Here is a 26,313-nt window from a genome sequence, read left to right as displayed (position 1 = left end):
TGCTTGGCCCTGGTTAGTACTCTCCTGGCGATCCAAGGATGTGGAAATCTCAATAGCGTTTACCGCAATCATTCGTTCAGTGGAGACGACAGCGCACTAATCGATATCAAGCAGCGAGCCATTCTGACCAATGTCGTAGGCGCCAACAGGGTGGTGTGTGCCGAGCCAAGCCCTGATGCGATGGCTAGCTATGCTGGGGAGCTAGCCGCGAAAGTCGGAAAAACCCCTGCGCAGATCAGCGCAGCTCAGCAGGAGGCTGCGACGTTCGTTGGTATGCGCACGCAGACAATTCAGGTCCTGCGCGATCAGATGTTCCGGCTTTGCGAGGCGCGCATGAATGGCGCCATTAGCGATGTGGAGTACCAGATGCTGCTGACTCGAAATCAGCGTTACACCGTGGCGCTTTTGGCCATCGAACAACTCTCCGGGGTACGGCAGGTCCCCGTAGTCAGCCTTACGCAAACCGGCACGGCCTCGATCACTGGCAGCATTGATGCTGCGACGAAACGTCTGAAGGAAGCTCAGACTGAGAAAGCAGATATCGAGAGTCAGATCACTGCGGCCACACCGGCCACGGCGGAGCAGACACAGAAGTTGGCGGCACTGGCGGATGAAATGGCAGAACTTAACAAATTGATAGCAGCTGGCTCCAATTTGCTGACGTCTGGATCAAGTGTTGCTAAAGCTGAGACTACTGTGAACGCTGCCGGAAGCCCGATGACGAACAGTACCGATGCGGTAAAAGAGATTGCGCTCAAAATCTTCGAGCAAACGGACGAGGCCTACGTGTGCTTTAACACGATGGCCCGCTTCGCTACCGAAGCTACGGTCGTAGACTCGATGCTCGCTGCGAGAACTACGATTATCGAATACTGTAACTCGGTACTCCAACCGGGCACGGTGATCAAAGCCGCCCCCAAGCCCGCCCCTGTAAAACTTTGACAGAGTCTTACTGGGTAAGCGCGCATTTGCACAAACGAAGCGAATCGTTTCCCTAATCTGGAATACGATGCCCGAAGAAATAACGGACGCCACTTTTAAACCCACTGGCATCGGGGTCCTCGAGAAAGGCTTCCAGAAGCGCTGAGGCCTGCATCGGTCTGAACACCCGGTCATGGTAGAAGGAAGAGCAGTCGATGCCGGTCGCGCATTCGAAGCGCCGGCGCAGTTCGAATGGGAAGCAAGGTTCTCGCAAGCGCCGTAAAATCCGCTGGGCCAGGCCAATCACACTCAGCGGTTCACCGCCGTCGACACAGACCTGGTCCGTACCGAATCTGCCTGCCAGTTCGGCGCATCTGTTCAGCACCGCGTCGCAATAGCTGTCCAGTGAGTCGTAGTCCTGGTGGTCGCAGAGTTCGTATCCCGTCTCCAGGCAAGCCGAGAGATGCACTGGCAGGATCTCGGCGTCGCTGATGGTCGCGACCCGTTCGAATGCGGCGAGCACAATGGGCATATCGGCCAGCTTTCCGCGCCGTGTTAGCACTGCGCCCCAGGCCAGCGTGAGCTCAAGGCCCACTTCTTCGGATGCCAGTCGTGTTGCGAGAGCATCGACCGTTGCAGTCGGTCCGGCATCGCCTAACAGCTCCGCGCATAGGCGTCGGTTTACCGGATGGGTGTCGCCGCTGCCCAACTCGACGAGCCCTGGCAGCAGGCTGAAATCGCCATGCTTTGCCCGCCGCAGGGCTTCCAACCACTGAAAGTAGTCACCCTCCTGCGGCAACTGCCCGACTTCCCTTCCGGGAGGCATGGTCACTGCGTCAGGGTAGGCAAAATACCCCCGCCCTTGCCAGTCGACCATTTCCGGGTTGCCATAACGACTCCACTCCATTGCCACTCCTCACAGTCGTCGCTTGCATCGGCTCAGGCTTTTGAGGCCAATGACTGCAGCGTACCAAAGCGCTTGTCCAGATTCCGACATACAGGACACAAGTCGCCGTTTTTCTCGAGATTACCTTCACCGACGGGGCAGCCGCCGGCCGCAGCCTTGGGCACCAGGTGATTGACTTGCCGCTCGTCTTGAATCTCGGCCTGCACCGGTGCGCGCCCCAGCTTCGGCGTCAGATTGGCAATCACTTGTGCTTCGCTCGGTACATTGAAAACCCCTTGGTACGTGTCACGCAGGCTGTTCCAGGCGCTTTTGTTCGCCTGCCGCTCCGCTGGCGTCACGGGTCGCCTGAATACATTGCAAGGTGCTGACGGAACGAGCCGGCTGCTGCAGGTGCAAGGAGGCGTTGCCGTCTTGCGATTGTTCACGTCGTTCATCAAGGTGGTGTATGTCGCCGCATGGGGGGCCACATTGCCGGCGGAATCCTTCATGTACCAATCGTCCATCGTCATCGGTTTACCGGCGGAATGACGAGGCCCGTTGCAACACGCGCATTTGTAAGGACTTTCATCTTCCAGTTCGCCCCAACCCGCTGCTTCAAGATTCGGATTGGGAGCCCCCACGCCAGGCGCGCTGGCGTGATTGCTGGTGGTGATGTCGCAGTGTCGGCAGACATACTTGCCCTCGATCTGAACGTCCATCGACCAGGCCTGGAAATAGGTCTTGCCCGTAATCTGGTGCGTGATCACCGACATGCCCCAGGCCCGGGTTGCCGCTTCGTCACCGAGCATGGAAGGCTGGTAATAGGACTGTTGCGACAACGCGGCCGGCTTGCGTTGCAGCATGGCCGTCCTGGAGCCCTGTTTAAGCGCCGACGAGAAGGAAGTGTCTGGATAGGGAATCGGAATCGGCCCGGCAGGTGGCCCTGGCGGCGAAAGGCAGACATCGGGAAACGAGGCGATCACTTTGCCCATACCGGCTTTTCCGGCGATCTCATTGCTGTTGGCATAAACCTCGTGCGACATGTCAGCGCTCCCTCACTGTGCCACTGATAACGGCTGCCGCCCGTGCACCGTTCGCTGATGAGCTGTGTACCAGCGCAATCGGACCGGGGGCGTAGCCACGCGCAAACGCTTGTTCAAGCCAAGCGATTTGTATCGCTCCCAACGCCGCTCCACAGTCGCCCACATAGCTCGCCGGATGCCATAGATCCTGGGTCGGGCGGGTTTGCCGCATCAGGCGCGACTGGACCAGGGCTAGGTCCTCGAATCCGTAGGCCTCGCCCGACACATCGCTCAAACGCCAAGCGATGTCGTGCATGGCAACGCCGGCTTGTGCGATGGCTGCAGCGACAGCCGCGGTCATCCCCACGCCCAGTTGCGGCTCGTCATTGAGCACCGTGGCGGTATCGTTGCCAGTCCCCACCCCACGAACCACCAAGGGCGCGGCACTCATCGGCTTTCGACTGACGAGCAGCACCGCAGCGCCTTCACCGGGAATCACGCCATCCGAGCGTAGCGTGGTCTTGAGCCGGCCGCTCTGCTCCAACCAGAGCAAACAGCGGGGATCGGCGAGGGAATCGACCGCCACGATCAGGCAGGCGTCACGGTCGGCCTGGTCCATGGCACGCTCTGCCAGATTCAACGCTTCGATGCTTGCAACATGCCCAAGGGCCACATGGGCAGCACCTTTACGTTGCAACAGCCATCCCGATCGCGCCTCGACTTCCGTCACGATGCCGTCGATACGCGAGCCAGGCCTTTGCGGCTCGGACGTGCAGAGAAGCAGCGGCATCTCGCCCAGATCCGCGCGGCCCGCCAATGTGGCACGGCTTTGGCCCAGCACCTGAACCAGCATTTCGACGAGCCGTGCACGCCCGTGGAGATCCTCCGCCACCGTTGGCACTCTCGCACCGATGATCGGTTCCAGGCCGTCTTCGACCCACGGCAATTCATTGAAGCCGCTGATCCCCGCACGCATCGCGGCAGCAGCGGCCGCGGGTGTCAGGCCGACAGCGCAGAGCAATCCCAGGCAAGACAGGTAGACGGGCTGCATCATGTCTTCGCCTCCCCATGTCCGAATGAGCTGACCAGGTCTGACAGGTTGGCGAAATGCGGTTTACCGTGCAGGTTCGTATAACGGCGCTTGCCGACCTGTATTTCTCGCAGTTGCGCCAGTTTGCGCGGCAGCGACACCGACGTCCTGCCGAGTAACGTAAGCCGGGCACAACCGGGCTCGAGAATGACGGTGTCGGCGTTGATAACCGCCTGCACCTGGCGATTGTCGAAGAGGAAGGTGATCGGGATGTCGAAGGCCGGCGTCTGAGCGACGAACGCCCCGCCCGGACTCATATTGGCACAGGTGAAGCGGGTGCCGCCTTCCAGACGGTCCAACTGCTGATCGAGCGGTGCCGCCTGGAAATAACGAACGTCGAAATTCTCCGGCAGAAAGGGCCGACGTGTCTCGAACCAGTGCCGGTCGTATGTCCCGGCGAAGCCGATACGCGGCTGCCAGCCCCGGCCGATGGGGGCAAATCCAATGGGTTGCGGCTTATCCGTCCAAGCCCCCGTCAGATCGTCAGGGCGCTCCACGTTTGGCAACCTCGTATTGAGGATGCTGTCGTCGCGGTCATTCAAATGGAAACCAACACCGGTGGGATTGCGAAGATCGCTGCCACGTTTTGCCTCGTCGTCATGGGATTGATCGCTGCCGCCAAAAGCACGATCCCAGGAAAGCGGTATCGAGGTGAAGGGCGACGGCGGCGACGCGACGATCCCGGTAACACCGAGCGTCCAAACGCGATCGCCACTCACCACTGCAAGCTTATGGATACCCGCACCCGCGAAGCCGACCTGTAGCCGGGTCACGGGTTCACCCTTCGGAGAAACGGCCGAGGCGTGGACCAGCACATCGACGCGTGGTTTCACCGGTGCGAAGTCAGACTCGAAACGGACCGATGTCGTGCCGGGATCGCCGTGATGCTGGTCGCAGTACACAAAGGGGACCTGCTCCGCTGCAGGCACGCAGCCGCCCTGATCGTTAACGTCAAAGGTCGCCCTGACAACCACAACGCAGTGTTTCTGTCCGCTTTTATCTGTTGAAACAAAGCGTTCGGCGAGAAATGGGGTGGTATTGCTGGTGATCTGCATAGTGCTCTGGTGACCCGTGCACATAGCCTGGCAACAATCCTGAGGGGCATGAACACACCCTATGCCGTGGCGCTACGAGCCCACACCTCCGTTCCTTGGCGACACCTGCGTTGTTGTACTGCAACGATAGCATGCTGCCGGCTTGGCGCTTGGCTCCACTCTTCGACCGTGAGGCGAGTAACAACCCCGCCATTCCCGTCTACGCTTGCTGAACGAGGCTAACGCGCACGACAACCCGGTCCGTCGAAGACGGATGGAGCTGGGCGCCGAATAGACCGATAGGGAGATCAACCTGTGATGGATAGACAGCGCTATGCAGTCAAGACGGCCCACTGACGTCCGGACCCCAGCCAGGAGGCGCGGTTGATGCCACTCACGCAAAACACCCGCCTGGTGCAGGTCGACAGCCCCCTTGGCGGCGATGTCCTGCTGCTGCAAGGCATGGAAGGCAGTGAAGAATTGGGTCGGTGTTTTCACTACGAACTGGATCTGACCTCGGAAGACCGGGCGATCACCTTCGATCAGTTGTTGGGCAAGCCGATGGGCTTGACCCTGGAACTGTACGAGGGCGGTAAACGCTACTTCCACGGGATGGTCTGCAGCTGCCGCCAGTTGACCGGCCACGGCCAGTTCGCCGGTTACCGTGTCACGCTGCGGCCCTGGCTCTGGTTACTCACCCGCACCTCGGATTGCCGGATTTTCCAGAACAAGACCGTGCCGGACATCATCAAGCAGGTGTTCCGTGACCTCGGCTTCTCCGATTTCGAAGACAGCCTGAGCGGCAGTTATCGCGAGTGGGAATACTGCGTGCAGTACCGTGAAACCAGCTTCGATTTCGTCAGCCGGTTGATGGAACAGGAAGGCATCTATTATTACTTCCGCCATGAAAAGGCCCGCCATGTACTGGTGCTGGCCGATGCCTATGGCGCCCATTCCACGGTGCCGGACTACGCCTCCGTCCCCTTCTATCCGCCCGATCGACAGATGCGCGAACGGGATCATTTCTACGATTGGCAACTGGCACGGGAAGTCCAACCCGGGTCCCTGGCGCTGAACGACTATGACTTCCAACGCCCGCGCGCCAGCCTGGAAGTGCGCTCCAGCGTCATGCGCGAGCACAGCAACGGCGACTACCCGCTCTATGACTATCCCGGTGAGTACCTGCAAAGCAATGACGGCGAGCACTATGCGCGTACCCGCATCGAAGCCATTCACAGTCAGTTCGAACGGGTGCAACTGCGCGGTCTCGCTCGCGGGCTGGGCTGCGGTCATTTGTTCACGCTGACCGGTTACGACCGGGCGGACCAGAATCGCGAATACCTGGTGGTGGTCGCACGCTATCAGATTCGCCAGGATCCCTATGAAAGCGGGCAGTCGGACCTGACCGAACAGTTCGTCAGCGAATTGGATTGCATGGATGCCCATCAGGCTTTCCGCCCTCTCCCGCTGACGCCCATGCCCATTGTTCGCGGGCCGCAGACGGCCGTGGTGGTGGGTCCCAGTGGCGAGGAAATCTGGACCGACCAGTATGGCCGGGTCAAGGTGCATTTCCACTGGGATCGTCATGACCAATCCAACGAGAACAGCTCCTGCTGGATTCGGGTGTCCCAGGCCTGGGCTGGCAAGAATTGGGGTTCGGTGCAGATCCCACGGATCGGCCAGGAAGTGATCGTCAGTTTCCTGGAAGGCGACCCGGACCGGCCGATCATCACCGGCCGCGTCTACAACGCCGAACAGACCGTGCCCTACGGCCTGCCCGCCAATGCCACCCAGAGCGGGGTAAAAAGCCGTTCCAGCAAGGGCGGCTCACCGGCCAACTTCAATGAAATCCGCATGGAGGACAAGAAAGGTTCGGAGCAGCTGTTCATCCACGCCGAGAAGAACCAGGACATCGAGGTCGAGAACGACGAAACCCACTGGGTCGGCCATGACCGCAGCAAGACCATCGACCACGACGAGACCGTGCACGTCAAACACGACCGCACGGAGACGGTGGACAACAACGAAACCATCACCATCGGCGTGAACCGTACCGAGGATGTGGGCAGTAACGAGAAAATCACCATTGGCGTCAATCGCACCGAGAAGGTCGGCAGTAATGAGACCATCACCATCGGAGCGGACCGCACGGAGAAGGTCGGCGCCAATGAAACCATCACTATCGTCGGTAACCGCAACGAGGACGTCGGCGGTAACGAGACGATCGGCATTTCCGGCAACCGCAATGAATCGGTGAAAGGCAATGAAGGCATCGAGATCAGCGGCAACCAGAGCACCGATATCAATGGCAATCACAGTACCCAGATCGGCCAGAACGAATCCCGTGATGTCGCCCAGAACCGCAACACCGATATCAAGCAGAACGACAGCCTGGATGTGGGCAAGCATTTCTCCCTCACCGCCGGCGACTCGATCACGCTGACCACCGGGGCGGCCAGCATCACCATGAAGAAGGACGGCACCATCGTGATCAGCGGCAAGAACATCACCCTCGACGGCTCTGGCGCCATCAACATCAAGGCCAGCAGGAACGTTGTCGTCAAGGGCCAGAAAATCCTGCAGAACTAGCCGTGGAGTGGCCGCAATGACCGTTGAATACTCTCTCCCCGCAGCCACCACTTCCACGCCAATGCGCGTGGAGGGCGTGGTGATTGGCGTATTGCTGGACGTGCCCAAGATGGACGCCCCGGTGGTGGCTTTTCCCGGCTGTCCCGGTGAAACAGGCCTCGCCGCACGCACCACCACCCCACTGAACCGCGAAGACATCGGCGCCCAGGTCGCACTGATGTTCGAGGCGGGCGACCCGGCACGGCCGCTGGTGATCGGCCGCATCCAACGTCTGGAAGAGCCTGCAACGCCAGTGCTCGCCCACCTGGACGGCGAACGCCTGGAATTCACCGCCGAACGGGAAATCGTCCTGCGCTGCGGCAAGGCCAGCATCACCCTGACCCGGGCGGGCAAAGTGATCATCCAAGGCGCCTACCTCTCCAGCCGCTCCAGCGGGGTCAACCGCATCAAGGGCGGCTCGGTGCAGATCAACTAGGCTCCTTTTCGTACAGAGCCTAGAAGGCAGGCGCCCTACTCAAATTCGATGACAACCGGTGGCAGCGGTTGATATGCCCACACAACACATGAATGTCCCATGACCAACTCGCTGTTCCTGATCATCGAGCAGCACGCCGAAGAAGCCAGCTTCCTTGCCAACCTGCGCGACTACGCTGTGCGCGCACCGCATTACGACATCGAACACCTCGGCACGCTCGATAATCGCCTTGACGCGCACCTCGACGGGTTGCGTATCGCAGCCCAGGACAGCCTGGAAACCCTATTGGCGCAACTCGGGCCCCATGCCATCGGCGAAATGTTCGCCTGTGCGGTGCTGGCCTTCGAATCGGCCAATGGTAAGGTATTGTCGCGGCTGAGCGAACACCTGAGAGGCGCAGCAGAAACGGAACGCGGCTATCTGATGGCGTTGGGCTGGCTCGACTGGGAGCGGCTAGCGCCCTGGATCGAGCGCATGCTCGCCGCGCCTGGGCCGATGTTTCGCCGCCTCGGTCTTGCAGCCTGCGGCATGCACCGGCGAGACCCCGGCCCCGCCCTGTTGACTGGGCTGTGCGACACGGACCCAAGCGTGCAGGCCCGTGCCGCCCGCACCGCCGGCGAACTGCGCCGGCGCGACTTGCTGCCCAACCTCCGCGCCCACTGCGCACACCCGGATGCCGCCTGCCGTTTCTGGGCCACCTGGGCCACCGTGCAGATGGGTGATCAGCAGGCCCTGGCACCCCTGCGCCAATTCGCCGAGCAACCGGGCGCATTTCAATACCGCGCCCTCAGTGTGTTAATGGCCTGGCAAGAACGCGAGATCAGCATCGCCTGGATACGCCAGTGGGTGCAGAACCCCAGGCATCTGCGAATCGGCATCCAGGCCCTTGGATTGCTGGGTGATCCGGTCTGCGTGCCCTGGCTGATCCAGCAGATGAACGACTTGCCTTACGCTCGCATCGCCGGCGAAGCGTTCAGCCTGATCACCGGCGCCGACCTGACGCTAGTCGACCTGGAATTGCAGAACCTGCCGGACTTCGATGCTGGCCCGAACGACGACCCTGAGGACCCGAACGTCGCCATGGACCCCGATGAAAACCTGCCCTGGCCCGATCCGCGATCCATTGAAACCTGGTGGCAAGCCAACAGCGGGCAGTGGCAGGTGGGCACCCGCTACCTGCTGGGATTACCCCACAGTGAACACACGTTTGAACAGATCCTGGTTCGCGGCCAGCAACGCCAGCGCCTCGCCGCCGCCTGCGGTCTGGCCCGTTATCGGCCGAACGAGGTGCTTTTTCCAATAAGCGCGCCGACCTGGCGGCAAAAGCGATTGCTCGGCATGACGGCGACGTTCGGGCGTTGATCCGTCAATCCCCCAACAGCAGAAGCGTCTTGGAATCGGGTTCACCCGAATAGAACTGATCGAGCGCCTGTGGGTACAGGGTCGACTCCGGCAGCGCCATCATGAACAGCGTGAGACAGGAACGAAACTTCAGATCGTCGGGCGAACCGAAGATTTGCCCGGCGCTCAGGTCGCGGTGTTGCAGGACAGTGGACACGCAAGCCTCCAGCCGAGGGCCGAGCACCTCGTGCTGCAGATAAGCGCAGGCTTCGGCCACGCCAGAGATGGCGAACCGAGCCGCCATCTCGGTACGACCGAGGCCCCGCAACTGCGGAAAGATGAACCACATCCAGTGACTCGTTTTCCGACCTGCTCGCAGCTCGTCCATGACACGGCTGAATACCGGGGTCTGGGCTTCGACAAAACGGGACAAATTGTAGATGTCGCTCATGATTCATTGCCTCCTTCCACCGGCCGCCTCATTCGCAGCCGGCAGTGTGCGTTCAGCGACAACCCATGGCTCAGGCCGACTGTTCCTGCTTCAAACGCTTGAGCAACGCATGGGCGGCGGCTTCGGAAGATGCCGGATTCTGGCCGGTGATCAGGTGCCCATCCTCGACCACATAACTGGCCCAGTCCGCCCCCTTGGAATACTCGCCGCCCTTGGCCTTGAGCATGTCTTCCACCAGGAACGGCACCACCTGCGTCAATCCCACCGCTTCCTCTTCGGAGTTGGTGAACCCGGTTACCTTTTTACCTCTTACAATCGGCTGGCCGTCCGGGGCATTGACGTTCTTGAACACACCGGGCGCATGGCAGACGGCGGCAATGGGTTTATTCGACTCGTAGAAGGCTTCGATCAGGACCTTGGAGTCGGTGTTCTCGGCCAGATCCCAAAGCGGGCCGTGGCCTCCTGGATAAAACACCGCATCGAAGTCATAGGGGTCGATCTCCCCCAGCGGCAGCGTGTCGGCCAATGCCATCTGGGCCTGGGTATCTGAGCCAAAGCGACGGGTCGCATCGGTTTGCGCGTCCGCTTCGTTGCTCTTGGGGTCCAGCGGTGGTTGCCCACCCTTTGGGGAGGCGAGCGTGACCGTCGCATTGGCGTCGACGAACACATAGTAAGGCGCGGCGAATTCTTCCAGCCAGAAACCGGTCTTCTTGCCGGTGTCGCCCAACTGATCGTGAGAGGTAAGAACCATCAGAATGTTCATGTGCATCCAGCCTCCGAGCGTAAACGGGCGAAGTGGGCTCGCCCTGCATTACTCTCAGAGGCCGCGTTGGGGCAGACGTTCAAGCGGGTTGGACCAACGTCCTACCAAAGCGCAACATCGTAGGTGAAGTAGATTCGGTTGCTGTCACGGCCCCGTGAAAAGTCCGAGCGATAGACGTAGTTGCGCAGCTTCACCCCCAGCCCCTTGAAGGTGCCGTGCTGCACGACATAAGCGATTTCGGCATCACGCTCCCATTCCTTCACGGTGCTGTTGGACTTGCCATCGTTGCCGCTCAGGTAGCGACTGGACAACGTGAGGCCAGGTACACCTAGCCGGGCAAAATCGTAGCCATAGCCGAGCATCCAGGTCTTCTCGTCCTCCTCGATGAACTTGCCAATCCCGACATTGCTGAAGGAATAGACCGTGGCACCACTGATGTACGGCAAGCCGGCCTCGCCGCTGAGCGCCTGGTAGCCGGCACTGAACGTATGGCCAACAACAGCGTAGGACAGCAGGCCGCTGAGCATATCGTTATCGACCTTGCCGCCGTAGGCTGAACCGGAATCGACACTGTTGAAGTAGCGCAGGTCGCTGGTCAGCACCCCGCTGCCCAGCGGCAGGTCGTGTTGGATGCCGGCAAAGTTCTGTCGATAGAAGTTCTCGAGTTCACCGTAGAAGTAGCTCAAGCGGGTATTTTTCCCCAGTTTGTAATCGGCACCGGCGTAGTTGAAGTCGCCCGACTGATCGCCACCGTAGCCGTCAGGCACGATCGGCATGCTGTCGCTGGAATCCCGCAGCTTGAAACGCTCCAGATGGCCGCCGGTCAGGGCGAGATTATCAATGTCAGAACTGCTGACCTGCAGGCCCTGGTAGGTCTGGGGCAACAGTCGCGCGTCGTTGTAGATCAGCACCGGGGTCTTGGGCAACAAGGTGCCGTACTTGAGTATGGTCTTGGCCACCCTCGCCTTGGCGGTCATCCCCGCGCTGGCAAATTCATCGGCGGCGCGACCATCGTCATGCACGGGTAACAGGCCAGTGCCACTGCGGCCACGCCCGGAGTCGAGCTTGACCCCTAGCAGCCCCAGGGCATCGACGCCAAAGCCAACGGTGCCGGGGGTAAAACCCGACTGGTAATCCAACAGAAAGCCTTGGGCCCATTCGGTGCGTTCGCTCTTCGCGGTTCTCGCGGCCCGTGCGCTCATCCCGTGCTCGTCGCGAAAGTTTTCATTGAAGTAGACGTTGCGCAGTTGCAGCTTGAGTTTGCTGTCGTCGACGAAACCTTCGGCGTTGGCAACGGCCAGCGGCAACAGGCCAAGCATCGGGAGTACAGCCCCACGGGTCAGAAAAGTGTGCATATCGGTTTCTCTTTGTTGTTATTTGGCGCGCACGCCAGCGCCCCCCTCGATGGCGAGGCGTGTCGGGCGCAAAGCGAAGGTGTCGGGTGGGTCAGGAAAACAGGGTCAACGCACCTGTCAGCAAGGCCAGAGCGGTAATCACCAGGGACGTGAGCACGGCCCACTTGACGGTGGCTTTCTGGAAGTCGCCCAGGTCACGATCGACCATGCCCACCAGCAGCAAGGTCGACGCCACCAGCGGGCTCATCAGGTGCACCGGTTGACCGAGAATCGACGCCCGGGCGATTTCCACCGGATCGATCCCATACGCCGCAGCGGCATTCGCCAGGATGGGTACGACGCCGAAGTAGTAGGCATCGTTGGACAGGACGAAGGTCAGCGGCATGCTGGTGATCGCCACCACCAGCGGGAACAAATGCCCCCACGAGGGCGGAATCCAGTCGACCAGGGTCTGCGCCAGGGCGTCGACCATTTTTGTCCCGGAGAAAATCCCGGCGAAGATGCCAGCCGCGAAAACCAGCAGGACCACGGTCATGGCGTTGCCCGAATGGGCAAGAATGCGCTCCTTCTGAATGTCCAGTTGCGGATAGTTGATCATCAGCGCCAGGACGAACCCGATCAGGAACAGGATCGCCGAGTGCATGAGCCCCATCACCAGGGCCGCCATGACCGCGATCACCAGGAGCAGATTGACGTAGGCCAGTTTCGGCCGCTTGTGCGGGGTGTCTTCGATGATCGCCTTGATATAGCAATCTCCGCCGCCGCTTTGCAGCTGGACGTTGCCAATGCGCTTGCGTTCGGCACGGCCCAGCAGGAATGCGGTGAACACCACCCACAGCGCGCCGCCGATCATGGTCGGCAGCAAGGGCACGAAGTAATCGCCGGCGTCCAGGCCCAGTGCCGCAATCGCACGGGTCGCCGGGCCGCCCCAGGGGGTCATGCCGCTCATGATGCTCAAGGACAGCATCGCCACCGTCGCGAGGATCATCGGGTTCATGCCGATACGCTTGTACAACGGCAGCATGGCGGCGCAGGTGATCATGTAGGTCGTGGTGCCATCGCCGTCCAGCGCTACCACCAGCGACAGCAAGGCCGTGCCGACGGCGATTTTCATCGGGTCGCCATTGACCCGCTTGAGGATCTTGCGGATCAGTGGATCGAACAGCCCGGCGTCGATCATCAGGCCGAAAAACAGGATCGCGAACAGCAGCAAGGCCGCCGAAGGCGCGACCATTTTCAAGCCGTCCAGCATCATCTTGCCGGTGGTGCCGCCAAACCCGCCGATCACCGCAAAGACAATGGGCACGACCGTCAGGGCGACGATCGGCGACAGGCGTTTGGTCATTATCAGGAAGGTGAAGACCACCACCATGGCCAAGCCGAGTAAAGCGAGCATAGGTCAGTTCTCTTGTTGTTATTCGTAGCTTTACCAACACCCAGGCGCACGCCTTCCAACCTGCCAGGCGACACGTTCAGTGTGCCTGGCAGAGGTCAAGAAGGGTGTAGCGCCGTGATATCGAGTTTGCCGTGACCGGCTAGAGATGTTTCGCGGCCTTGGCGTCGTCCCAGGCGTCATCTGTCGCCTGGGCCACTGACGGGGAAGGCTTGCCGTCCAGGGTCTGCAACAGCACCTGGCGGTCGCAGGCGTTCTCCGAAATGGCGATCACCACGGTGGCCACCGCGTTGCTCGCCAGGCTCGTCAGTGCCCGGGCTTCCGACATGAAGCGGTCGATGCCGATCAACAGGGCCAGGCCGGCCAGGGGAATGTCGTGGATGACCGTCAGGGTCGAGGCCAGCGCGACGAACCCGCTGCCGGTCACCCCCGCGGCGCCCTTGGACGACAACAACATGATCGCCAGCATGGTGACGGTCTGGGTCAGCGTCAGCTCGATGTTGCAAGCTTGCGCGATGAAGATAGCCGCCAGCGACAGGTAGATCGCGGTGCCATCCAGGTTGAATGAGTAGCCGGTCGGCAGCACCAGCCCCACTACCCCTTTCTTGCAACCCAGGGCCTGGAGTTTTTCCAGCATTCGCGGCATCACCGGTTCGGTCGAAGACGTGCCCAGCACCACCAGGAACTCTTCGCGCAGGTAGCGCAGCAGCTTCCATAGGCTGAAGCCATGGGCCCGGCAGATACCGCCCAGGACCGCGAAGACGAAGAAGGCACAGGCGATGTACAAGGTCATGATCAGCTTGGCCAGGCTCCCCAACGAAGTGATGCCGTACTGCCCGACGGTGAACGCCAGGGCGCCGAATGCGCCAATCGGGGCTAAACGCATCAGGTAGGAAAAGATCTTGAACACCATGTGCGAAGCCGATTCCAGTACGTCCAGTACCGGTTTGCCCCGCTCACCCAGCGAAGACAGGGCAAAGCCGCAGAGCACCGCGATAAACAGGACCGGCAGCACCTCGCCTTTATTGAAGGCGCCGATAAAGGTGTCGGGAATGATGTGCATGAAGAAGTCGACCACCCCCAGCTTCGCCGCCGAGTCGGTGTACTGCGCCAGGCCCTGGGTGCTCAGATGGGTCGGGTCGATGTTCATCCCGGCCCCGGGCTTGAACACATAGACCGCCACGAGGCCGATGATCAGGCTGACCACGGTCAAGCCCAGGAACAGCAGCATCGTCTTGCTCAACAAGCGCCCCAGCGAGCGCTTGTCGCTCATGCCGGCGATACCGGTGACGATGGTGCAGAACACCACCGGCGCGATCATCATCTTGATCAGCTTGATGAAGGCATCGCCCAGCGGCTTCAAGGCAATCGCCTGTTGCGACCAGAAGTGCCCGACCACCACGCCCAGCAGCACGGCGCAGATGATCTGGAAGTAGAGCGATTTAACGACTTTCATGGCATCACCCATTTTTAGAATTGTTCTGATGCTAACGACAACGACAGCCCGGCTAACCGGCCAGTCGTTGGGAACCCTTGGCGTAGACGAAACCCGAAAACAGTCGGCGCGCGGTACGTACCACCGAGGCGCGGATGGTCTCACCCTTTTCCCCGGCATAGGACAAAACAACGTCGATACCGCCGCTCGGATGCTCGATGCGGACCCGCTGCAAGCGGGGCTCGCTGACGCCGCCGATCAATCCGGCGGCGACACTGCCTGCGGTCACACACGCGGTGGCAAGCCCGATGGAGCCGGTAATCGCCAGCGCCCGATGGCAGTTGTGCGGCATGAAGTAGCGCACCTGGAGCGTTCCGCCAGACTTTGCCGGCGACACCAGCACCGGCTTGGGAATCACCTTGTCGCTGACATCGCCCAGGCCCATGGCCAACCCGGCTTTGAGCCGCAGGGACTCCAGGCGTTGCAGAAAGGCTTTATCGGCATCCAGCTCGGCGGGGCTTTCGTCGCCGCGCTTGCCGAGCTGACTCGCTTCGACGATGACCATGGGCATGGCCATGTCGATGCAGGTCACCACAATGCCGTCGATCACGTCCTGCGATTGACCGGTGGGAAACAGTTTGCCCGTCTTGCTGCCTGCCGCATCCAGGAACGTCAGTTCCACCGGCGCGGCAGTGCCCGGTACGCCATCGATGGCGGTGTCACCCTCATAGCTGACCTTGCCCCCCGGGGTTTGCACCTCGGACACGACAAATGTACCGGTATTGAGGTTGCGAATGCGCACCGGGGTACGGTCACCGGTCGCCTTGACCAGCCCCTGCTCGATGGCGAACGGGCCGACGGCGCAGAGCATATTGCCGCAGTTGGGCGCGGTGTCGACCCGACGTTGGGAGACCATGACCTGGACGAACAGGTAATCGACATCCGCCTCGGGGTGCAACGATGGGCTGACGATTGCCACTTTGCTGGTTTGCGGGCTGCCGCCGCCGATACCGTCGATCTCCAGTTCGTGGCCAGATCCCATCAGATCGAGCAACAGCTCGTCACGTTCCACGACGGCGGCCGGCAGATCCCAAGCGAGAAACACCGGGCCTTTGGAGGTACCACCGCGCATGAGCACACAAGGAATTCGTTGCATGAACACTAACTCTTGTTAATCAATCTGGATAATTGATGTTCTGGAGGCAAGAGTGGCAGGCTTTGAAAAGTGTTTCCAATGCAAAGATCGGAGACTTTATTGCGTTTCACGAATCAATGCCCGTAGGATGACCACCACGATGCATCGCGTTGCTTATGAGGATCCGGCATGGAATATGAGCTACAGGACATACGATCGTTCGTCAAAATCGCCGAACTAGGCAGTTTCCACGAGGCTGCCGATGCGCTCCACCTGTCTCAGCCGGCGCTAAGCCGACGCATGAAGAAGCTGGAGGAAGGTCTGGGCACTGCTTTGCTCGATCGCACGACACGCAAGGTCAGCCTGACCAGCGTAGGACGGGACTTCCTGCCCAAGGCGCGACGCCTGCTGGACGACTTCGACGATTCGATCCTCAACATTCGCGAGCTGGCGGAACGGCAGATCGGCCGGGTGACCCTGGCGTGCATACCCACCGCAGCGTTCTATTTCCTGCCGTCGGTAATCCGCTTGTACAACGAACGCTATCCGAAAATCCGCATCCGCCTGCTCGACCTCAGCGCCAACGAAGGACTAGAGGCGGTGCTGCGCGGCGAAGCCGACTTTGGCATCAACATGATGAGCGGCCAGCACCCGGACATCGAATTCGTGCCCCTGGTCAACGAACCCTTTGTCCTGGCTTGCCGCCGCGATCACGAATTGGCTGGGCGCAGCGCCGTCACCTGGTCGGAACTCAGCGACTATCGCCTGATCGGGGTGGGTCGCCTGAGCGGCAATCGCATGCTGCTCGATCATGCTTTGTCGGGCCTGAGCTGGCGTCCGCAATGGTTCTACGAGGTGCAACATCTGTCCACGTCATTGGGGCTGGTAGAAGCAGGCCTCGGGGTATCGGCAATGCCCAGCCTGGCGATGCCCGCCGGGGACCATCCAACACTGGTCAGCGTCCCGCTGATCGAACCGGTGGTCAACCGATCGCTGGGACTGGTCTATCGACGAGGTGCGTCCCTGTCCCCCGCCGCCGAGAAGTTCGTCTCGATCCTGCTTGAGCAGTGGCCGCAGTAAGACCGCCCCGAGGCCGGGACAGTCCTCAAGCTCAGCGCGCTTTGGGCCGTTCACCCTCACCCGGCAGCGCCGCAACGGTGCGCTCGTCAACGAATTCAGTACCTTCCGAGTGCCGAGACGAGCGTGACTTGCGCCTCAGGAATGATCTCGCTCAATCAACATCCGAGTCAGCGTGTTGTCTCTTACCCAATAGTGATGAAACAGTCCCGCTGCCGCATGCAGACCGATCAGCCAGTAGCCGGTGCTGCCCAACAGTTCATGCCAATACTTCAAGCGCTTTGCTAGATCAGGGTCAATCGCCACCGGGGCTGGCAAATGGAAGCCGAAATAGGGGAACGGTTTGCCTCCAGCGGCCAGCATCAACCAGGCCAGTACCGGCGTGGCAATCATTAGCACATACAGCGCCAAGTGCATCAGGTGGGATGTGCCGGTTTGCCATGCAGGGGGCGGCGGGGTGATTGGTGGACGTGGCGAAAGGCGTCCGAGCAGTCGCACCCATACCAAAGCAAAGATGCTCAGACCGAAGAGACCGTGAAAGCCCAACAGCAGGCCACGCGCTTCGCTGCCCTTGGGCAGGAAGCCTTTGATTTCGATACACGCGTACACGCCAACAAACAGCGCGAGCATCAGCCAGTGCAGGGTGATTGAGAGTTTTCCATAACGGGGTATGCCTTTGTCGCGGGTCATAAGAAGCGCCTCGTGATTGTCCTTCGTGACGGTCGAATCGTTCGACAGTCTCGATCCGGTTGCCCAGCGAACCGATGGCGCCACCCTGCCAGCCCATCCTTAAGACAGTCTGAAGACAGATCGGTCGTTAACTTAATTTCACCTTCAGACTTCGTTAAGAAAGGCCTCCCATACTCCGTTCAAACCATTAAGGAAGGCGTTCTGCCCATGCCCGATCTTGACTGGAACATCCCCCTTCCCCTGCGCTTTGGGCAAGCCGATGCCCTGCAGATGATGTTAACCGGCGTCTTGCCCGACGACCCGCTACGAGAGACGTTCGAAGCATTCATCCAACACCGTTTTCGCCAGGCCCATGGCGCAGACATCCGACACTTCATGCCCGAGCTGTTCGGGGTGCATAACGGCGACGGCGAGTTGTGCGCGGTGGCCGGGGTGCGTCGGGCACATCTGGAGCCACTGTTTCTGGAGCGTTACCTGGATGAACCGATCGAACCGCTGATCAGCACCGCAGCTGATCGCCCAGTGGACCGGGCAGGCATTGTCGAAGTCGGCAACCTCGCCGCCAGCGACACGGGCAGCGCGCGCATGAGCATCATCGCCATCACTTATCTGCTCGCCATGGGCGGTCTGGAATGGGTGACGTTCACTGGCAACATCGGATTGGTCAACAGCTTCCATCGTCTCGGCCTGAAGCCGGTGACATTGTGCGCTGCCGACCCGCAGCGCCTGGGTGATGAGCGCCAACACTGGGGCAGTTATTACGAAAGCAAACCCTGGGTGCACGTAGGCAACATTCGCGCCGGCTTCATCCATCTGTGCAACATCGGCCTCTTTACCCGACTGGGTTTGCCGACCTCGATTGAAGGAGCCTGCCATGTCGCTTGAGTTGCACCGTTTCCAGGAAACCCTGCGCGATCATGCCCGACGCAATGACAGCACCGTCGCCCTGTGGGGCGACACGCTGAAGCTCGACTACGCCACGCTGTATGCCGAGGTGATGTATCGCCAGGAGCGCCTGCGCGACGAACAGGTACAGGTGATCGCTCTGGCGCTGGATAATGGCGTCGAGGCGATGCTGTGGGATCTGGCTGTGCTGTTCGAAGGTCTGACCTGCGTGACGCTGCCACCATTCTTCAGCCCGACGCAACGCATCCATTGCCTGGAACAAAGCCAGGCCGAACGGGTGATCGCCGAGCCGGCGCTGGAAGCCGAATTGCGCGACGCCGGTTATGAAAAACGCGGCGAGTTCTGGTGCCGACGCTTCAACGGCCCCCACCGAATGCCCGCCCGCACCGCCAAACTGACCTTCACTTCCGGCACCACCGGCACCCCGAAAGGCGTATGCCTGAGCGCCGACAGCTTGCTGCGGGTGGCGCGGGAACTGGATCAGGCGAGCAAGTCTACCCATCCGCAACATCACATGGCGCTGCTGCCGCTGGCGATCCTGCTGGAGAACCTCGGCTGTTACGCGGCGCTGTACGCCGGTGTCACGCTGAGTCTGCCGAGCCAGAAAAGCCTGGGCATCCAGGGCGCCAGTGGCGTCGATGTGCCGCGCTTGCTCGGTTATCTGGCCGGGCGCAAGCCCGAGAGCCTGATCCTGGTGCCACAATTGCTGTTGCTGTTGACCAACGCCGCAGAACAGAAAGCTTTCGATACGCAAACATTGCGTTTCGCCGCCGTCGGTGGAGCGCGGGTTTCGGAGGATTTGCTGCACCGTGCCCAGCAGGTCGGCATACCGGTCTACGAAGGCTATGGCTTATCCGAATGCGCGTCGGTGGTATGCCTCAACCGTCCCGGTGCGCACCGGCCGGGCAGCGTCGGCCAACCACTGCCCCATGTCGAAGTACGCCTGGCCGAGGACGGCGAAGTGTTGATCAAGGGCTCGACCCTGCTCGGCTATCTCGGCGAGCCGGCGTACGGCGATGAGTGGTGGCCGAGCGGCGATCTGGGCGAGTTCGACCAGGAAGGTTTTCTTTATCTCAAGGGCCGCAAGAAGCATCAGTTCGTCACCAGTTACGGGCGCAACGTCAACCCGGAATGGGTCGAGTCGGAGCTGACCCAGCGCCGCCACATCGCCCAGGCCTTCGTCTATGGCGAAGCGCTTGCGCACAACCACGCCCTACTCTGGCCGCATCGTCCGGACTGCACCGACGCCGAAGTGGCCGCGGCCGTTGCCGAAGCCAACGAAGCCTTGCCCGATTACGCCCAAGTGCATCACTGGACGCGTCTGCCGCAGCCCTTCAGTGCCGCCAATGGCCTGCTGACCTCCAATGGCCGCCCGCGTCGGGACGCCATCATCGAGTTATACCGCCACACCTTGACTGGATCTGTCGCACCCGAGGAATCCGCATCATGAGTTTTTTCGACACCCTGCAAGAAGCCACGCAACAGGAACGCCATGAGCTGTTCAACCTGTCGATCATCCTGGATGCCCTGCAAGGCAAGGTCAGTCTGGAAAGTTATCGGGCCTTCCTCGCCCAAGCCTACTACCACGTGCGCCACACCGTCCCGCTGATGATGGCCTGTGGCGCACGCCTGCCGATGCGCCTGGAATGGCTGCGCAAAGCAGTGTGCGAGTACATAGAGGATGAATATGGTCACGAACAGTGGGTGCTCAACGACATAGCCGCGTGCGGCGGGGATCGCGATGCGGTGCGAGACGCGCAGCCGTCCCTGCCTATCGAGCTGATGATCAGTTTCCTCTACGACCTGATCGCCCGGGGCAATCCGGTTGGCCTGTTCGGAATGGTCAACGTGCTGGAAGGCACCAGCATTGCTTTGGCCACTCACGCAGCGGGCAGCATTCGCGAGCGTTTGGCATTGCCGGAAACCGCGTTCAGCTATCTCAGTTCTCACGGTTCGCTGGATATCGAACACATGCAGACCTATCGCGCACTGATGAACAAACTTGAGGACAAGGAAGACCAAGCGGCGGTGATCCACGCTTCGAAAGTCGTCTATCGACTCTATACCGATATGTTCCGTGGATTGCCCCGCGATCCGGAGGTTCAATATGCAGTTGCGTGATGCACGTGTCGTATTGACCGGTGCCAGTGGTGGCATCGGCCTGGCCATTGCAGACGTCTTGTGCGCCGCCGGAGCCCGAGTGCTGGCCGTAGCACGCCATCACGAGGCATTGGCGCTACTGCTCAGCCGATACCCTGATACCTTGTGTCACGTCGCCGCCGACCTGACCTTCCTCAGTGACCGGCGCAAGGTGCTGGCCGCTGCCGAGGGCATTGGCGGAATCAACCTGCTGATCAACGCGGCCGGGGTCAATCACTTCGCCATGCTTGAACAGCTCGACGACAGCGACATCAGTGCGATGCTGGCGGTGAACATCAGCGCGCCGATCTGCCTGACCAAACTGCTGCTACCGCTGCTCAAACAGGCCGACAACGCCATGGTCGTCAACGTTGGCTCGACCTATGGCTCGATCGGATACCCCGGTTACGCCAGTTACTGCGCCACCAAGTTTGCCCTGCGCGGGTTTTCCGAAGCCTTGCGCCGGGAACTGGCGGACACCCGGGTCAGCGTACTGTACGTCGCGCCCCGCGCCACCCGCACTTCGATGAACAGCGCCGCCGCGCAAGCACTGAACAGCGCGCTCAAGGCCAATGTTGATGATCCGCAAGCCGTGGCGTCGGCGGTGGTCCACGCGATTGCCGGCGACCGTCGCGACCTGTACCTGGGCTGGCCGGAGCGCTTTTTCGTGCGCCTCAACAGCCTCTTGCCGAACCTGGTGGATCGCGGCCTGCGCAAACAGCTGCCGTTGATCCGTCGCCTCAGTGAAAAAACCGAAAACGAGCCTCCAAAACCATGAAGAAACTTTTCGCATGTCTGTTGCTGGGCACCCTCAGCCAAAGTGTCTGGGCCCTGGACGCCGCCGATCAGCAACGCCTCAGCAGCATCCAGCAGAGCTGGGCGCACATCCAATATGAAACGCCGGAAAAACAACGCGCCGACGCGTTTGAACAACTGGCGTCGCAAGCCACGAACTTCACCACGGAGCGTCCAGCCGTCGCCGAAGCATGGATCTGGAAAGGCATTGTCACCAGCAGTTGGGCCGGTGCCGAGGGTGGACTCGGAGCCTTGGGCAAGGCCAAGGACGCCAAGGCTGACCTTGAGAAATCCCTGACCCTGGACCCCAAAGCCTTGCAAGGCTCGGCCTACACCAGCCTGGCCGCGCTGTATGACCGGGTGCCGGGCTGGCCGATCGGATTCGGTGACAGCGACAAGGCCGAGCAATTGCTCAAGCAAGCACTGCAACTCAACCCTGAAGGCATTGACAGCCTGTACTTCTGGGGCGATCACCTCTACCGTCAGAAACACTACGCGCAAGCCAAGGCAGCACTGCAAAAAGCCCTGCAAGCCGCGCCCCGGCCCGGCCGGGAAAGCGCCGACGCCGGGCGACGTAAAGAAATCGCCGCGTTGCTGCTGGAGGTGGACAAGAAACTCGACTGACAGAAGTCCGAGCGCGCTCGTTACCGATCGAAGATGAGGCAACCTCGGACAAGCGGAACGGCTTGCGTATCCGGGGCGGCGAACGGGACGACATGCACACGGAGCTGATCCATCGGATCGCACTCCATACGCTATGGCGGACGTGATCGGTAATCTACTGCCCGTGGCGATGGTCTGGCTCGCTATCGGCCGGGGTCAGAAGCCGCTGGCGAACATGGCCTCGACTTTGCGTGCACGGCACAGCGGCTCCCTGGAGCCGCTGTGATTGTTTTGGGGGGTCAAAGGCATCGCTGGAGAAGCCAAATGCGCTCCGCAGGCTGAAGACCTGGTGCTTGCCAGGCAACCAGGTTTTCGTATAGAGCCTAGTGACCCGCTCCCCGATTTGAGTGCCATACAGATCCTGGCGAAGCCCGCTTTTCGACGGAAAGCGGTCGCTCCAAACCGTCATGCGTTCCCTCATATTCAACGACACTTTCCCACGACAGGCCGTAGATGATCCCCTTTGTCCACCATCCCTTGCATAGGCATAGGGGGTATACCTATCATGCACATGATCAGGATAGGGGGTATTCAATGGGTCATCTCGCAGCAAACAAAGACGATCTTCTCAAGCGCGTAAAACGGATCGCCGGACAAATCCAGGCCATTGAGCGGGCGTTGATATCGGATCTCGACTGCGCCAAAACCCTGCATCTCGTTGCCGCCACTCGCGGAGCCATCAACGGTTTGATGGAAGAAATCATCGAGGATCACGCGCGGGCGCATGTCGCCAACCCTGCACTCAGCGAAGAAGAGCGTAACCAGGGCGTCGAAGAGCTGCTTGAAGCCATCCGCCGTTACGCCAAGTGAACGCATCCAGGGACACACTCATGAGCAACACCACCTACGCACACGATCACCTGTTCCTTGGCTCGGCCCACGACGAGAATGCCAGGCGTACGCTTTGGGTGGTGGCACTGACCATTGTGATGATGGTCGGCGAGATCACCGCCGGGTATATCACCGGCTCGATGGCCTTGCTGGCCGATGGTTTTCACATGGCGACTCACGCCGGCGCATTGGGCATCGCGGCAATCGCGTACGGATACGCCAAACGCCACGCCTCCAGCCAGCGCTACAGTTTCGGTACCGGAAAGGTTGGCGATCTGGGCGGATTCGCTTCGGCACTGATTCTCGGCATGGTTTCCCTGGGCATTGGCGTTGAGTCCGTCATGCGCCTCTTGCAGCCTACGGAAGTCCAGTTCGGCACCGCTACGCTCATCGCGGTGGCGGGTTTGATCGTCAACATCATCAGTGCCCTGCTGCTGGGGCACGGGCACAGCCATGATCACGACCACGACCACGACCACGACCACGACCACCATCATGGTCATGCTCACCATGGAAACGACAACAACCTGAAATCGGCCTATGTCCACGTCATCGCGGACGCGCTGACTTCGGTTCTGGCCATCGCAGCTCTGCTCGCCGGCCGGTATCTGGGTTGGGTATGGCTGGACCCGGTCATGGGCATCGTCGGCGCCATCGTAATCGCGCGTTGGGCATGGACCTTGATGGGCGTCACCGCAGGTGTATTGCTGGATCAGACAGACGCGCACATTGCCGAGGAAATCCGCGAACTGGTTGAAAAACCGGGGGATGTCACCATCACGGACTTGCACGTCTGGCGGGTGGGGCCGCAAGCCCATGCGGCCATCGTGAGCGTCCTCGGTGAAGCCACTGCGAACGCCGACAGCATTCGTGAACGTCTCAAGCCAGTGCACGAAGTCAGCCATCTGACGGTCGAGTTTCGACCGGCCTGATTCAGACCTCCCCTTCCATCAACTCCAAAGGAACCTGCAATGCCTCCAGGGCGACGTGAACTGGCGCGGATCGAACGCCGGTTGATTACCACGCTGACCGAAGCGTGCGAAACAGCAAAAGGTGAAATCCAAGGCTTCACCTGGCTCACCCACACTGCTGACCTGAATGCGTTGGCTAAAACCCTGAAGGTGACCTGGGTGTTCGAAACCCTCGCTGACAGACAACTGGCCCAGGTTGACGCCAAGGCTCGCATCCTTGAGCTGACGGCCATCGCGTTGAAAGAGGCCGGCATCGATCTGAGCTTGTCGGAGCGCAACGTCCGCCTTGACTCTGAGGAAGAATGCCAGCGCAGTCATGACGGCGATTGGCAAAAGCGTCTGGCTAGAGGTGATTGAGGATGGCCAAGGAAATCGACAATCCCTGCATCTCGCTATGCCAGCTGAAGGGTGATCTGTGTGTCAGTTGTGGGCGAAGCAAGGAGGACATCAGAAAGTGGAAGCGCATGAAGCGGCCTGAAAAAATGGCTGCGGTACAAAGGGCGAATATGCGGTTGAAAGGATTGAAGTAAAGCGCGGGGAAAATTGCTTGTCCTTGGATTAGATCTTTGGGTCGATTTCCTGCTTTCCACGACCGGCTGGAGCCAGCCAGAAGCGACCGCTGCAATCGAGCATATCTTCCCCCGGACAGCAGAGCACTGACCGACGAGCGCAGGCATTACCCGTTTAGTTCAATGGATACTTCTTTGGCCACCTCGATGAAAACTCGCATCGCTGCGCTCTGAAAGGCATCTTTGCGCCGCATAAGGACGGCGGTGCGCTGCAAGCGCTCGGGCTCCAATGCGATGGCCACCAGATCGTCATGGGCCAACGCGATTTTGGCCGGCAGTAAAGTCGATAGATTGGTCCTGCGAACGATTTCGATCACTGCACCGAGGGCATTGGCCTCCATCCGCACCTGAGGGCGAATCGCGTGTTTGCGGCAGTAGCGGTCGATTTGTTCGCGGGTTGCAAACTCCGGGCTGAGCAGAATCAGGGATTCGGCATTCAGACCCTGCAATCCAATGGACCGCTCCTCGGCCAAGCGGTGTCTGCGACTTACCACTAAAGCGAGGGTTTCGTTCAGCAAAGGGATGGCCTCAATATTCGGTGTACTTATTTCATCGAACGCGATCCCCGCGTCCAATTCTCCTGCCAAAAGCAGCTCCTCAATGCGCTCTTGGGAAATCTCCTTCAGGTTGAGAGTGATCTTGGGATACCGAGAGTGAAATGCTTCGATCACCGGCCCTACCAGATAAGTCGTGAACGTCGGCGTCACGGCCAGGCGCAATGAGCCGCGGGTGAGGTCGCTCACATCGTGGATGGCGCTTTTAGCCTCTCGCAATTCCTGATAAGCACGGCGTGCATACAAAAGATAGACGTCTCCCGCGTCAGTCAAACGAGTTGTGCGCCCTGAACGGTCGAACAGCTGCGCTCCAAGACTTTCTTCCAACTGTTTCACCTGCTGCGAAAGGGCCGGCTGAGACACGTGCAGCGCCGCTGCGGCCTTCGTGAAGCTGAGATGTTCCGCAACCGCAAGGAAGTACTGGATGTGGCGAGCAAGCATGATTTTAACCATAAGATAATCTGATCAATAGCATAATAAATCAGACTTTTACCTTATGTAATGCGTTGCTTAATCTTTGTCTCACACCCAGACATCGAGACAGCAACCATGAAAGCGATCATCGACGGTTTTCTGAAATTCCAGAAAGACGCCTTCCCTGAGCGGATCAAACTGTTCAGGGACCTGGCTAATCAGCAGAGCCCAAGGGCGTTGTTCATCTCTTGCTCAGATAGCCGATTGGTGCCTGAACTGGTCACCCAGCGCGAGCCAGGCGATCTGTTTGTCATCCGCAACGCCGGCAACATCGTGCCGTCGTATGGGCCGGAGCCGGGCGGCGTTTCGGCCTCTGTTGAATACGCGGTCGCCGCACTCCAGGTCGCAGACATCGTCATCTGCGGCCACTCCGACTGCGGCGCGATGACCGCCATAGCAACGTGCAAGTGCCTGGATCACATGCCTGCCGTTGCCGGATGGCTCCGTTACGCCGACTCGGCCAAGGTCGTCAACGAAGCCCGCAAACACCCGGATCTGCCGAGCAAAGTTACGTCCATGGTGCGCGAAAACGTCATCGCGCAACTGGCCAACATCCAGACACACCCATCCGTTCGCCTGGCGCTCGAAGAAGGCCGCGTCACCCTGCACGGTTGGATCTATGACATCGAGAGCGGGCGTATCGACGCCTTCGATGGCAGTACCGGGACGTTCGTGTCCCTCGCAGAGAACCCCGAAGTCCACGCCGTTTCCCAGCAAGCCAGGCACGTTGCCTGAAACCTGTACCTGCAACCCT

General features: G+C 60.4%; 27 protein-coding genes and 1 pseudogene. 16 read left to right on the top strand and 12 right to left on the bottom strand.

The annotated features are described in order from the left end of the window. Positions 1 to 3 precede the first annotated feature (3 nt). The gene (locus N005_RS27840; protein ID WP_144402710.1) at positions 4 to 942 is read left to right on the top strand and encodes a hypothetical protein; all 939 of its coding nucleotides are present in this window, start codon (positions 4 to 6) and stop codon (positions 940 to 942) included. Between the two features lie 52 nt (positions 943 to 994). Here N005_RS27840 and N005_RS21895 read toward each other — a convergent pair whose 3' ends face one another. From N005_RS21895 to N005_RS21880, 4 genes are read right to left on the bottom strand one after another with little or no spacing between them, the layout of a single operon-like run. Next, complete coding sequence (locus tag N005_RS21895) at positions 995 to 1,828, bottom strand: hypothetical protein (RefSeq protein WP_047703095.1); 834 nt, start codon at positions 1,826 to 1,828, stop codon at positions 995 to 997. 32 nt (positions 1,829 to 1,860) lie between these two features. Then, positions 1,861 to 2,850, bottom strand: coding sequence for a PAAR-like domain-containing protein (locus N005_RS27835; RefSeq protein ID WP_052126438.1), 990 nt, complete (start codon positions 2,848 to 2,850; stop codon positions 1,861 to 1,863). Position 2,851: 1 nt separating this feature from the next. Further along, positions 2,852 to 3,883, bottom strand: a complete 1,032-nt coding sequence (locus N005_RS21885) for a hypothetical protein (protein WP_047703094.1) — start codon at positions 3,881 to 3,883, stop codon at positions 2,852 to 2,854. Next, positions 3,880 to 4,974, bottom strand: a complete 1,095-nt coding sequence (locus N005_RS21880) for a DUF2169 family type VI secretion system accessory protein (RefSeq protein ID WP_055129278.1) — start codon at positions 4,972 to 4,974, stop codon at positions 3,880 to 3,882. The genes N005_RS21885 and N005_RS21880 overlap by 4 nt, the downstream gene beginning before the upstream one ends. Before the next feature lie 366 nt (positions 4,975 to 5,340). Here N005_RS21880 and N005_RS21875 point away from each other — a divergent pair, with 366 nt between their 5' ends. The 3 genes from N005_RS21875 (at position 5,341) to N005_RS21865 (ending at position 9,379) form a co-directional block, all read left to right on the top strand. Next, entirely contained in the window at positions 5,341 to 7,542 is a 2,202-nt protein-coding gene (locus N005_RS21875; RefSeq protein ID WP_047703093.1) for a type VI secretion system Vgr family protein, read from the top strand. 16 nt (positions 7,543 to 7,558) lie between these two features. Next, positions 7,559 to 8,017 (top strand): DUF6484 domain-containing protein, encoded by a 459-nt coding sequence (locus N005_RS21870; protein WP_047703092.1) that lies wholly within the window; start codon positions 7,559 to 7,561, stop codon positions 8,015 to 8,017. A 99-nt stretch (positions 8,018 to 8,116) separates the two neighbouring features. Beyond that, the gene (locus N005_RS21865; RefSeq protein ID WP_047703091.1) at positions 8,117 to 9,379 is read left to right on the top strand and encodes a TIGR02270 family protein; all 1,263 of its coding nucleotides are present in this window, start codon (positions 8,117 to 8,119) and stop codon (positions 9,377 to 9,379) included. Positions 9,380 to 9,383: 4 nt separating this feature from the next. On the opposite strand, the gene N005_RS21860 is transcribed toward N005_RS21865, so the two are convergent. The 6 genes from N005_RS21860 to N005_RS21835 form a co-directional block, all read right to left on the bottom strand. Then, positions 9,384 to 9,809 carry a DUF1810 domain-containing protein gene (locus N005_RS21860; RefSeq protein ID WP_047703090.1) on the bottom strand — a complete coding sequence of 142 codons (426 nt, stop codon included), beginning with the start codon at positions 9,807 to 9,809 and terminating at the stop codon, positions 9,384 to 9,386. A 70-nt stretch (positions 9,810 to 9,879) separates the two neighbouring features. Beyond that, positions 9,880 to 10,572, bottom strand: a complete 693-nt coding sequence (locus tag N005_RS21855) for a type 1 glutamine amidotransferase domain-containing protein (RefSeq protein WP_047703089.1) — start codon at positions 10,570 to 10,572, stop codon at positions 9,880 to 9,882. A 101-nt stretch (positions 10,573 to 10,673) separates the two neighbouring features. Continuing rightward, on the bottom strand, positions 10,674 to 11,927 hold the full coding sequence (locus N005_RS21850; protein WP_047703088.1) for an OprD family porin: 1,254 nt from the start codon (positions 11,925 to 11,927) through the stop codon (positions 10,674 to 10,676). 91 nt (positions 11,928 to 12,018) lie between these two features. Beyond that, a complete protein-coding gene (locus N005_RS21845) occupies positions 12,019 to 13,323 on the bottom strand; it encodes a CitMHS family transporter (protein ID WP_047703087.1) in 1,305 nt (434 codons plus the stop codon). Between the two features lie 139 nt (positions 13,324 to 13,462). Beyond that, positions 13,463 to 14,788, bottom strand: a complete 1,326-nt coding sequence (locus N005_RS21840; RefSeq protein WP_047703086.1) for a dicarboxylate/amino acid:cation symporter — start codon at positions 14,786 to 14,788, stop codon at positions 13,463 to 13,465. A gap of 40 nt (positions 14,789 to 14,828) precedes the next feature. Continuing rightward, positions 14,829 to 15,911, bottom strand: a complete 1,083-nt coding sequence (locus N005_RS21835) for a 4-oxalomesaconate tautomerase (RefSeq protein WP_047703085.1) — start codon at positions 15,909 to 15,911, stop codon at positions 14,829 to 14,831. A gap of 168 nt (positions 15,912 to 16,079) precedes the next feature. Between N005_RS21835 and N005_RS21830 the strand changes: the two genes are divergently transcribed. Continuing rightward, positions 16,080 to 16,970 carry a LysR family transcriptional regulator gene (locus N005_RS21830; RefSeq protein WP_024777250.1) on the top strand — a complete coding sequence of 297 codons (891 nt, stop codon included), beginning with the start codon at positions 16,080 to 16,082 and terminating at the stop codon, positions 16,968 to 16,970. A 135-nt stretch (positions 16,971 to 17,105) separates the two neighbouring features. Here N005_RS21830 and N005_RS21825 read toward each other — a convergent pair whose 3' ends face one another. Continuing rightward, positions 17,106 to 17,657, bottom strand: a complete 552-nt coding sequence (locus N005_RS21825) for a cytochrome b (protein WP_024777251.1) — start codon at positions 17,655 to 17,657, stop codon at positions 17,106 to 17,108. A 207-nt stretch (positions 17,658 to 17,864) separates the two neighbouring features. On the opposite strand from N005_RS21825, the gene N005_RS21820 reads away from it, so the two are divergent. From N005_RS21820 to N005_RS21780, 10 genes and pseudogenes are all read left to right on the top strand, one after another. Further along, on the top strand, positions 17,865 to 18,542 hold the full coding sequence (locus tag N005_RS21820; protein WP_047703084.1) for a thermostable hemolysin: 678 nt from the start codon (positions 17,865 to 17,867) through the stop codon (positions 18,540 to 18,542). After that, positions 18,532 to 20,013 carry an AMP-binding protein gene (locus N005_RS21815; protein ID WP_047703083.1) on the top strand — a complete coding sequence of 494 codons (1,482 nt, stop codon included), beginning with the start codon at positions 18,532 to 18,534 and terminating at the stop codon, positions 20,011 to 20,013. The genes N005_RS21820 and N005_RS21815 overlap by 11 nt, the downstream gene beginning before the upstream one ends. Beyond that, positions 20,010 to 20,684 (top strand): iron-containing redox enzyme family protein, encoded by a 675-nt coding sequence (locus N005_RS21810; protein ID WP_047703082.1) that lies wholly within the window; start codon positions 20,010 to 20,012, stop codon positions 20,682 to 20,684. Before N005_RS21815 ends, N005_RS21810 begins: the two co-directional genes overlap by 4 nt. Continuing rightward, positions 20,671 to 21,480, top strand: coding sequence for an SDR family oxidoreductase (locus tag N005_RS21805; RefSeq protein WP_047703081.1), 810 nt, complete (start codon positions 20,671 to 20,673; stop codon positions 21,478 to 21,480). Before N005_RS21810 ends, N005_RS21805 begins: the two co-directional genes overlap by 14 nt. Then, positions 21,477 to 22,121 (top strand): tetratricopeptide repeat protein, encoded by a 645-nt coding sequence (locus N005_RS21800; protein ID WP_047703080.1) that lies wholly within the window; start codon positions 21,477 to 21,479, stop codon positions 22,119 to 22,121. Before N005_RS21805 ends, N005_RS21800 begins: the two co-directional genes overlap by 4 nt. A 47-nt stretch (positions 22,122 to 22,168) precedes the next feature. Continuing rightward, a pseudogene (locus tag N005_RS29725) lies at positions 22,169 to 22,383 on the top strand (two-component sensor histidine kinase); the annotation flags it as partial. 311 nt (positions 22,384 to 22,694) lie between these two features. Continuing rightward, a complete protein-coding gene (locus tag N005_RS21795; protein WP_047703079.1) occupies positions 22,695 to 22,970 on the top strand; it encodes a metal/formaldehyde-sensitive transcriptional repressor in 276 nt (91 codons plus the stop codon). A 20-nt stretch (positions 22,971 to 22,990) separates the two neighbouring features. Next, positions 22,991 to 23,923 (top strand): CDF family Co(II)/Ni(II) efflux transporter DmeF, encoded by a 933-nt coding sequence (gene dmeF, locus N005_RS21790; RefSeq protein ID WP_047703078.1) that lies wholly within the window; start codon positions 22,991 to 22,993, stop codon positions 23,921 to 23,923. Between the two features lie 39 nt (positions 23,924 to 23,962). Then, entirely contained in the window at positions 23,963 to 24,319 is a 357-nt protein-coding gene (locus tag N005_RS21785) for a hypothetical protein (RefSeq protein ID WP_047703077.1), read from the top strand. Positions 24,320 to 24,321: 2 nt separating this feature from the next. Then, positions 24,322 to 24,492 carry a DUF1289 domain-containing protein gene (locus N005_RS21780; RefSeq protein WP_047703076.1) on the top strand — a complete coding sequence of 57 codons (171 nt, stop codon included), beginning with the start codon at positions 24,322 to 24,324 and terminating at the stop codon, positions 24,490 to 24,492. A 146-nt stretch (positions 24,493 to 24,638) separates the two neighbouring features. Here N005_RS21780 and cynR read toward each other — a convergent pair whose 3' ends face one another. After that, positions 24,639 to 25,526, bottom strand: coding sequence for a transcriptional regulator CynR (gene cynR, locus N005_RS21775; protein ID WP_047704090.1), 888 nt, complete (start codon positions 25,524 to 25,526; stop codon positions 24,639 to 24,641). A 108-nt stretch (positions 25,527 to 25,634) separates the two neighbouring features. Between cynR and N005_RS21770 the strand changes: the two genes are divergently transcribed. Beyond that, on the top strand, positions 25,635 to 26,294 hold the full coding sequence (locus N005_RS21770; RefSeq protein ID WP_047703075.1) for a carbonic anhydrase: 660 nt from the start codon (positions 25,635 to 25,637) through the stop codon (positions 26,292 to 26,294). The last annotated feature ends 19 nt before the right edge of the window (positions 26,295 to 26,313 follow it).

Source organism: Pseudomonas mediterranea CFBP 5447 (genome assembly GCF_000774145.1).
Taxonomy (GTDB): Bacteria; Pseudomonadota; Gammaproteobacteria; order Pseudomonadales; family Pseudomonadaceae; genus Aquipseudomonas; species Aquipseudomonas mediterranea.
This window is presented reverse-complemented; position numbering and strand designations above follow the sequence as displayed.